Origin of the sequence: Streptomyces sp. SID5910 (assembly GCF_009862125.1) — a bacterium.
In the GTDB taxonomy this organism is placed as follows: domain Bacteria; phylum Actinomycetota; class Actinomycetes; order Streptomycetales; family Streptomycetaceae; genus Streptomyces.
The window spans coordinates 1-7,838 of sequence record NZ_WWHX01000072.1 but is presented as its reverse complement, the minus strand read 5'-3'; the positions used below and the strand labels follow the sequence as shown (position 1 = coordinate 7,838).

The following is a 7,838-nucleotide window of genomic DNA, read 5'->3' as shown; positions in this document are numbered from 1 at the left end:
TGAGGGCCATGCCGGCGATGCCCTGGACGACGCCGGCGCGCGAGGTGCGGTGCTGGGACAGGCCCGCCAGGCTGAGGATGAACAGCAGGGCGGCGACCAGGTCGGCAGCGTGAGAGGCCGTCATGGAGGTCATCCGGCTCAGCCTTTCGAGAACATGGACAGCATGCGGCGGGTGACGGCGAAGCCTCCGAAGATGTTGACGCTCGCCAGGAGGATCGCCGCGAAGGACAGCGCGGTGACGATCCTGCTCTCGTGCCCGATCTGGAGCAGGGCGCCGATCACGACGATGCCGGAGATCGCGTTGGTCACCGACATCAGCGGGGTGTGCAGCGCGTGGTGCACCTTGCCGATGACGTAGTAGCCGATCACCACCGCCAGCGCGAACACGGTGAGGTTCTCGGCGAGTTGGGCGGGAGCGAAGGCCACCAGCAGGAACAGGGCGAGCATGCCGGCCCCGAGCGCGCCGAGGCGGGCCGCGGGTGTCCGTCCGGGCCGTCCGGTCCCGGGCGGGGCCGGTTCGGCGGCCGGGCGCGCGGGTTCCGGGGCGGGCGCCGCCGAGACCGCCACGGGCGGGGGCGGCCAGGTGATCTCGCCGTCCCGCACCACGGTCACGGCCCGCTGCACGACGTCGTCGAAGTCGATCACCCGCCGGCCGTCCTCGCCGGGCGTGAGCAGTCTCAGCAGGTTCAGCAGGTTGGTGCCGAACAGCTGCGACGCCTGGGCGGGCAGCCGGGAGGCGAGGTCGGTGTAGCCGATGAGGGTGACGCCGTTGCCGGTGACGACCGTGCGCCCCGGCACGGTGCCCTCGACGTTGCCGCCCTGGGCGGCGGCCATGTCGACGACGACGCTGCCCGGCTTCATGACGGCCACGTCCTCGGCCGTGAGCAGGCGCGGGGCCGGCCGGCCCGGTATCAGCGCGGTGGTGATCACGACGTCCACGTCCCGCGCCTGCTCGTGGTAGAGCGCGGCCGCGGCACGGTCGTAGTCGGCGGTGGTCGCCCTGGCGTATCCGTCGGTGCTCGCCTCCTGGGCGACGGCCACCGGGAGGTACTCGCCGCCGAGGGACTTCACCTGGTCCGCGACCTCGGGCCGCGGGTCGGTGGCCCGGACGACCGCGCCGAGGCTGGAGGCGGCGCCGATCGCCGCCAGACCGGCCACCCCCACGCCGGCCACGAGCACCTTGGCCGGCGGCACCTTGCCCGCCGCGGTGACCTGGCCGGTGAAGAACCGGCCGAAGGCGTGGGCGGCCTCGATGACCGCCCGGTACCCGGCGATGTTCGCCATGGACGACAGCACGTCCATCGACTGCGCCCGGGAGATGCGCGGCACCGCGTCCAGCGCCAGAGCGGTCACCCCGGCGCCGGCGAGCGCCCGCAGCAGCTCGGGCCGCTGTGCCGGGGACAGCAGGGCGACCAGGGTGGTGCCCGGGCGCAGCCGGGTGACCTCCTCCTCGGAGGGGGCGGTCACCTTGAGGACGACGTCGGCGGTCCAGGCCTCGCCGGTCCCGGCGCCGGCGTCGAGGTAGGACCGGTCACTGAAGCCGGAGGCCTCGCCGGCCCCCGGTTCCACCACGACCTCGTAGCCGAGGCCGAGCAGCCGTCGGACCGTCGTGGGGGTCGCCGCTACGCGCGTCTCCCCGGGGGCGGACTCGGCCACCACGCCGATGCGCTGTGGTGGGTGGTGCGCGGATTCACGTGAAGACATGTCTCGTGCTCTCTCCTCGCAGGGAATGTGCCTCGCAGGGAATGTGACGGGATGTCCGCGTTCAGTGGGTGTCCATCGGCCCCCTTCCCGGTGGGCGCGGCCGTTGGAACCTACCCGTCGCAGGCGCCCCCGCAGACCCGTGCGTCCGTGGCGCGTCTCACTCGACGGCACCCGCCCGGTCCCGCCGTCGACCGAGGGCTTACCCGGCTTTCGCCGACCGGACAGGCGCGGTGGGCGGTGGGAGGGGCAGAATCGGTTCCACGAGGCCGTGGGAGGAGGCGACGCGTGCGGGAACGACAGCGGCGGCGTGGAGGGCGACGGCCTCCGGACCCCTTCGTCGGCGGGCACCGCACGCTGCGGGCCGCGCTGCGGCCGGTCACCGAGGCGCTGGGCGCGCGCCGCCGGCTGGCCTGGCTGAACGAGGCCGGGATGCGCATCGGGACCACGCTCGACCTCCAGGACACGGCCAGGGAACTGGCCGACTTCACCGTGCCCGAGCTGGCGGACGGGTGCGCGGTCGATCTGCTGGACTCGGTGCTGCGGTTCCAGGAGGGCGACCGCTTCCGGGGCCCGGGCGCGCTCGAGCTGCGGGCCATGGCGGTGTCGCAGATCGAGGGGCTGCACCTCGCGCCTGACCCGGTGGGCGAGCTGTCCGTGCACACCGCCGACCGGCTGGGGCAGACCTGCCTGACCTCCCGCAAGCCGGTGCTGCTGACCCGGATGACGCGGGCCGACCACGCCGCCGTGGCCCCCAGCGCCGAGGCGGCCGACCTCATGCACCGGGCGCGTGTGCACGCGTATCTGGCGGTGCCGCTGATCGCCCGCGGGGTGCTGCTGGGGCTGGTCGACTTCATCCGGACCGGCAGCCGGGCCCCGTTCACCCGCGCCGACGTGGCGCTGGCCATGGAGCTGGCGTCCAAGGCCGCCCTGTACATCGACAACGCGCGGCTCTACGGGCGCGAGCGCGAGCACGTGGTCACGTTGCAGCGGGCGCTGCTGCCCCGGACCAGCCCGAGCACGCCCGGTCTCGACGTGTCGTCCTGCTACGTCCCCGCCGCTGATCCGGCGGCCGTGGGCGGCGACTGGTTCGACGTCGTCGCGCTGCCCAGCGGCCGTACGGCGCTGATGGTGGGCGACGTGATGGGGCGCGGGCTGGCGGCCGCCGCGACCATGGGCCGGCTGCGGACGGTGGCCCGCACCCTGATGGCCCTGGACATCGCGCCCGAGCGGCTGCTGGCCCGGCTGGACCTGGCCGCCCGCGACCTGGAGGAGGACCAGGTCGCCACCTGTCTGTGCGCGGTCCACGACCCGTACGACGGCACCTTCCGCATCGCCAGCGCCGGTCATCCGCCGCCCCTGCTGACCGGGCCGGACGGCACGACGTCGTTCGTGGACGTGCCCGCCGGGGCGCCGCTGGGCACCGGGGTGATCCCGTACGACCCGGTCGACTGCCCGATGCCCGTGCGGGGGCGGCTGACGCTGTACACGGACGGGCTGATCAGGTCGCGCACCGCCGGTCTGGACACGCAGCTGGAGCGGCTGCGCCGGGCGGTCGGCGACGGGGTGCCCGAGGACGGCACGGTGTGCCGGGCGATCACCGAGCGGGTCGGCGGGGACCGGGCGGACGACGCGATCGTCCTCGTGGCGGCCGCCCGGCCGCTCGGTCCCGAGGGCGACGTGTTCGTACGGTCGCTGCCGCCGGACGGCACGGCGGCGGGGCAGGCCCGTGCGGCGGTGCGTGAGCAGTTGGAGAAGTGGGGGCTCCAGGATCTGGTCGACACGACGGAGCTGGTGGTCAGCGAGCTGGTCGGCAACGCCCTGCGCTACGGGAACGCGCCCGGCGAGCTGCGGCTGCTGCGGCACGAGCGGCTGTCGGTGGAGGTGTCCGACACCGGCCCCGACCTGCCGCAGATCCAGCACGCCGACGTGAGCGACGAGAGCGGGCGCGGGCTGCAACTGATCAACATGCTGTGCCGCCGCTGGGGTTCGTGCCGCACGCCGGCCGGCAAGGTGGTCTGGGCGGAACAGGACCTGCCGACGCGGGGCGGGAGCGTGCCTCCCGTGCGGTGAGGCCCGCGAACCGCCGCGCGTGCGCGGCGCACCTCCCCCGCCCGGGTCGCCGACAGGCCCCGGCCGGGCCCAGGCCGACCGGGACGTCCCCTTCGCCGCCCTCGGCCCGGCGCGCGAGCCCGGCCTCGACAGTCTGGACCGTCCGCGGGCCGAGCCGGGACGTCGGACCAGCCGGCACACCGGTCGATCCGGGACGTCGGACGAGACGCGACGTCGGCCGAGCTGGGACACAGACCGGCCGGGCCCGTCTGCCCGCCGGGCAGGACGCGGGCCGGGCCAGGAGGGTGCGGGGCTCCCGCCGGACCCCACCGGTGGACGTGACCGCGGTGCGTACTGGTGATGGGCGGAGCAGCCCCACCGGACCGTCCGCGGGCCGGGCCCGGCGGCCCCGGGCCGAGGAGCGGGCCGAGCCCGACGCGGAGAGCGCCGGTCTCCCGGCGGAGCCCGCGGCCGGACCCCGCCGCCGGACGTGATGGCGGTGTGACCCGGTGATGAGGCGGGGCGGCCACGGTGGCAGTACACGCACCCGGCCGAGAGGAGAGCCCGATGTCCGTGACCCTGCGGTCGCTCACCGCGGTGGGCGGTGACGCCCGGCGGACCCCGCCCACGGTGCCGCGCGAGAGCGTGCACCGGCATTCGTCGTCCGAGGTGTTCCTCGGTTCCGCCGTTCCGGGGCCGGACGGGAGCTTCACGGCCAGGGCCGTGTTGCCGTGGGCGCACCCGTACTGGACGGACCACGCGCGTCCGCGGGCGGCCGATCCACTCCTGCTCCTCGAATGCTGCCGCCAGGCCGAGACCTACGCGGCGCACGAGTACTTCGGTGTGCCGGCGGACACGAAGTTCGTCCTCGTCGACTGGTCGCTCGCGCTGGAGCCGGCAGCCGGCGAGCCGGTCCCGGCGGGCGCGGAGCTGGTGATCGAAGCCACCACGCACGACGCCGAGCGGCGGGGCGACGCCCTGCGGGCCCTGGCCTACCGGATGCGGTTGTCCGTGAACGGCGCGCCCGCCGGCGAGGTGCGGATGCGCGTGCGCTACGTGCCGGACGCCGTGTACCGGGCCATGCGCGCCCGTCGCGACGGCTCGGCCCTGCCCAGCTCCCGGGAGTACGGCGGGCGGCCCGACGGTGTTCCCGCCCCGCCCGCCGAGGTGGCCCGGAAGTCCGCGGACAACGTCGTCCTGCTCGACGTACGGACTGACGGCGACGCCGTGCGGGCACGCATGCGGGTGGCCGGTGACCACCCGAGTCTCTTCGACCACGCCCAGGACCACGTGCCCGGCATGGTGCTGCTGGAGGCCGGACGGCAGGCCGCGCTCGTGGCGCTGGCCCGCTTCGGGGGCCACCCGGCGGCCGACTGGCGGATGGGCGGCCTCCGGGCGGAGTTCAGCGCCTACGCCGAACTGGACGCGCCGCTGACCGTCACCGCCCACCGGCCCGAGCCCGCCGACGGCACGAACGGGGCCCTCGGCGTCCGGGTGACGTTCGCCCAGAACGGCAGGACTCCCGCCGAGGCGTCCTTCACGGCCGGCACCGCGCCCACGTCGCCGCCGGGCGCCGACGGGGACGCCGCCGCACGCGCCTGACCGTCCACGCCCACCGATCACCCACCCCGGTCCACGACAACCACAGGAGTTCGCCATGGAGTTCGACTCCCTGCGCCTCGTCGCCCTCGACACCGACGGCGTCCTGTTCAACGACACCTACAGCCCGGTCATCGAACGCTTCGTCACCCGGCACGGGGGGCGCTACACCCCGGAGCTGGAACGTGCGGTATGGGGCTCTCCGCAGCTCGCCGCCGGGCAGTTCATGGCGCTGGAGTGCAGGCTGCCCTGCTCTGCGCAGGACGTGATGACCGAGTTCTTCCAGGAACGCGACCGCTATCTCCAGGAACATCCGGTGCAGGTCACGCCCGGCGCCGAGGGGCTGCTGGAGCTGCTGCGCTCCACGGGTGTCCGGGTCACCAGCTACGGCGGCCGTGAACGCTCGTACTCCTTCGACCGCTTCCTCGGGCACCTCGCCGGCTACTTCGACGCCGAGACGCCCTACGTGGACGTCAATCCCTTCCGGCCCGGTGTGAAGGAGATCGTCACCGATGTCTTCGGCTACCGGTACGACCAGGTCCTTTTCATCGACGACATCAACCGGGTCGCGGAGGTGACCAAGGCCCTGGGCGCGGGGTTCGTGGGTGTGCCCGCGAGCATGCCGCACAACTTCCAGCGCGCGCAGATGGCCGCGACGGGCGTGCGTCACACGGTCGACAAGCTGGACGAGATCACCCTCGACGTCCTGTGGGACGTCGACCACCGTCTCGGTGACGGCACGCTGTGGGACCTGTCCCGATGAGCCACCGCCCCGCGCCGTCCGCCGCCCCGACCACAGGAGGTGTCCCGTGACCGTTCCCGTCCGCAGCCGCACCGCACTCACCGCCCCGCGGCCACCCCTGGACGCGCCCCGGACCCCGTTCGGCTACCACGACCTCGACGCGCTGGTGGGTCTGATGACCGGCGACGAGAAGCACCAGCCGTCGTCCGCGTCCACCCTGGACGTGCTGTGGGTGCTGTACGACCGCGTCCTGCGCATCGGTCCGCGCCGGGTGGACGACGAGCGCCGCGACCGGTTCTTCCTGTCCAAGGGGCACGGACCCATGGCGTACTACGCGGTCCTGGCCGCCAAGGGGTTCCTGAGCCCGGATCTGCTGTCCCGCTACGGTGACTTCGACTCGGTGCTCGGCTACCACCCCGACCGAGAGCTGGTTCCCGGTGTCGAGATGGCCAGCGGTTCCCTGGGGCACGGGCTGCCGCTGGCCGCCGGCACCGCGCTGGGCCTGCGTGCGCGAGGGCTGGACGAGGTCGCCACGTGGGTGCTGCTGGGCGACGCGGAACTGGACGAGGGGTCCAACCACGAGGCCATCGCCTTCGCGGGCCGCGCGGGACTGGAACGGCTGCACGCGGTGGTGATCGACAACCAGTCGGCGAGCATCGGGTGGCCGGGCGGCGTGGAGGCCCGGTTCGCCCTGGAGGGCTGGACCGTGCGCAGGGCCGACGGACATGACCACCGGGCCCTGGAGGAGGCGTTCCGCGCCCCGCATCCCGGTGCCCCGCTGGTGGTGGTGGCCGAGGTCGAACGCAAGGACGGCCTGCCCCGGACGCCGGACGACGGACCGGGCGGCACCGCCGTCCCCGACTGACCGTCCCCCCGACCGACCGGGACCGGGCACCGCGGTACGGCCGCCGGTGCCCGGTCCGACCGGCCGTCACGACGGCCTTCGACACCGAGGAGGAAGACACCGTGGTCCTCACCTGGGAGCAGCGGTTCGCCGACATCAACGCCATGCGGCAGCGGTTCGCCGCCGTCATCGCCGACCTCGTCGAGGCGGATCCGCGCACCGCGGCCGTGTTCGCCGACATCACCTGGGACAAACTGCCGCCCGGCGCACGGGAGCACCCGCGGTTCGTCAACGTCGGCATCCGCGAGCAACTCATGATCGACATAGCCGGTGGGCTGTCGATGGCCGGACTGCGGCCCATCGCCCACACCTTCTCCAGTTTCCTCGTGGAACGCCCCTTCGAGCAGATCAAGATCGGGCTGACCCACCAGCGGGCCGGGGCGGTCCTCGTCAGCGCGGGTGCCTCCTACGACCTCGCCGTGGACGGGCGGACCCACCAGTCGCCCGCCGATGTGGCGCTGCTGTCCACGCTGGAGGACTGGAACATCCACGTACCCGGGCACGCCGACGAGGCGGAGGCGCAGCTGCGCGTCGCCGCGCGCGGCGACGGCTGGGACTACGTCCGGCTGTCCACCGAGGCCAACGAACGGCCGCTGTGGCACGGGGAGGACGGCTTCGTCGTCCTGCGTCGGGGTGCACGCGGCACGGTGGTCGCGGTGGGGCCGCTCGCCGACGCGGTGCTGGCCGCGGTCGAGGGACTGGACGTGACCGTGCTGTACGCGCCGTGGGTGCGCCCCTTCGACGGCGCGACGCTGCGCGCCACGCTCACGGCGCCGGACGTGGTGCTGGCCGAGCCGTATCTCGCGGGCACCTCCGCCGCCGAGGTGTCCGAGGCGCTGA

The 7,838-nt window shown here is 74.2% G+C and carries 7 protein-coding genes; 5 read left to right on the top strand and 2 right to left on the bottom strand.

Annotated elements, in window-relative coordinates; translation table 11 throughout:
• Positions 1–133, bottom strand: a 133-nt coding sequence (locus GTW67_RS36835) for an NAD(P)(+) transhydrogenase (Re/Si-specific) subunit beta (RefSeq protein ID WP_202436757.1), incomplete at its 3' end; no start/stop codon positions are given.
• A 5-nt stretch (positions 134–138) separates the two neighbouring features.
• Positions 139–1,704: a Re/Si-specific NAD(P)(+) transhydrogenase subunit alpha gene (locus GTW67_RS03090; protein ID WP_161163243.1), complete on the bottom strand. Its 1,566-nt coding sequence runs from the start codon at positions 1,702–1,704 to the stop codon at positions 139–141.
• A 285-nt stretch (positions 1,705–1,989) separates the two neighbouring features.
• On the opposite strand from GTW67_RS03090, the gene GTW67_RS03085 reads away from it, so the two are divergent.
• The 5 genes from GTW67_RS03085 to GTW67_RS03065 form a co-directional block, all read left to right on the top strand.
• Positions 1,990–3,774: a SpoIIE family protein phosphatase gene (locus tag GTW67_RS03085; protein WP_161163242.1), complete on the top strand. Its 1,785-nt coding sequence runs from the start codon at positions 1,990–1,992 to the stop codon at positions 3,772–3,774.
• Between the two features lie 546 nt (positions 3,775–4,320).
• A complete protein-coding gene (locus GTW67_RS03080; protein WP_161163241.1) occupies positions 4,321–5,355 on the top strand; it encodes a ScbA/BarX family gamma-butyrolactone biosynthesis protein in 1,035 nt (344 codons plus the stop codon).
• Between the two features lie 55 nt (positions 5,356–5,410).
• Positions 5,411–6,115, top strand: a complete 705-nt coding sequence (locus GTW67_RS03075; RefSeq protein ID WP_161163240.1) for an HAD family hydrolase — start codon at positions 5,411–5,413, stop codon at positions 6,113–6,115.
• Between the two features lie 154 nt (positions 6,116–6,269).
• Positions 6,270–6,959: a thiamine pyrophosphate-binding protein gene (locus GTW67_RS03070; RefSeq protein WP_161163245.1), complete on the top strand. Its 690-nt coding sequence runs from the start codon at positions 6,270–6,272 to the stop codon at positions 6,957–6,959.
• A 101-nt stretch (positions 6,960–7,060) separates the two neighbouring features.
• On the top strand, positions 7,061–7,838 hold a 778-nt coding region (locus GTW67_RS03065), incomplete at its 3' end, for a transketolase family protein (protein WP_524539738.1).

Excerpts from the sequence above, each read along its gene's own strand:
- GTW67_RS03080 (WP_161163241.1), top strand. The coding sequence starts at position 4,321 with ATGTCCGTGACCCTGCGGTCGCTCACCGCGGTGGGCGGTGACGCCCGG.
- GTW67_RS03090 (WP_161163243.1), bottom strand. The coding sequence starts at position 1,704 with ATGTCTTCACGTGAATCCGCGCACCACCCACCACAGCGCATCGGCGTG.
- GTW67_RS03070 (WP_161163245.1), top strand. The coding sequence starts at position 6,270 with ATGACCGGCGACGAGAAGCACCAGCCGTCGTCCGCGTCCACCCTGGAC.
- GTW67_RS03075 (WP_161163240.1), top strand. The coding sequence starts at position 5,411 with ATGGAGTTCGACTCCCTGCGCCTCGTCGCCCTCGACACCGACGGCGTC.